This is a genomic window from Picosynechococcus sp. NKBG042902 (genome assembly GCF_963864045.1).
Lineage (GTDB): Bacteria > Cyanobacteriota > Cyanobacteriia > Cyanobacteriales > MRBY01 > MRBY01.
On record NZ_CAWLTV010000002.1, the window covers coordinates 1 to 640 of the forward strand.

Genomic DNA, 640 nt, shown 5'->3' on the forward strand with positions numbered 1-640 from the left:
GGCCTTTCTCAGAGGGGCTGGCTGCCGTCCGGGTCGGCGAGCGCTGGGGCTACATCGATAAAGAAGGAACGATGGTGATTAATCCTCAGTTTGATGATGCTTACTCTTTTTCAGAGGGGCTAGCTAGCGTCTTGGTCGGCGAGCGCGATGGCTACATCGATAAAGAAGGGAAGATGGTGATCAATCCTCAGTTTGATGATGCTGGCTCTTTCTCAGAGGGGCTGGCCGCAGTCAGTGTTGGTGATCGCTATGGCTACATCGATAAGGAAGGAACGATGGTGATCAATCCTCAGTTTGATGATGCTTACCCTTTCTCAGAGGGGCTAGCGCTAGTCCAGGTCGGCGATCGCATGGGCTATATCAACAAGGAAGGTGAGCAGATATATTAATACCTTCCAATTGTCTCCTCACCTAAAAATCTACAGTCACTTTAAACCTACACTTCGGCATATGTTTTTTCAGAAAAAATCCGTTCTTCCGTTCTAACCGCCTTACTAATGATGGGTGCTGAATCAGGAACCATCGCCTGTTCTCAGCTTAGTAGTGGAACGGGTGATCCTATTGAAAATACCCCAGAGCAAACAGAAGCAGATCAACAGACAGAAAACGGTCGGCCTCTGGCCAGTTTTTGTCGGCGATC

1 protein-coding gene is annotated in these 640 nt (G+C 48.9%); it reads left to right on the top strand.

The window, feature by feature from the left end; genetic code table 11:
* On the top strand, positions 1 to 389 hold a 389-nt coding region (locus AACR41_RS00010; RefSeq protein WP_045442789.1), incomplete at its 5' end, for a WG repeat-containing protein.
* Positions 390 to 640: the final 251 nt, after the last annotated feature.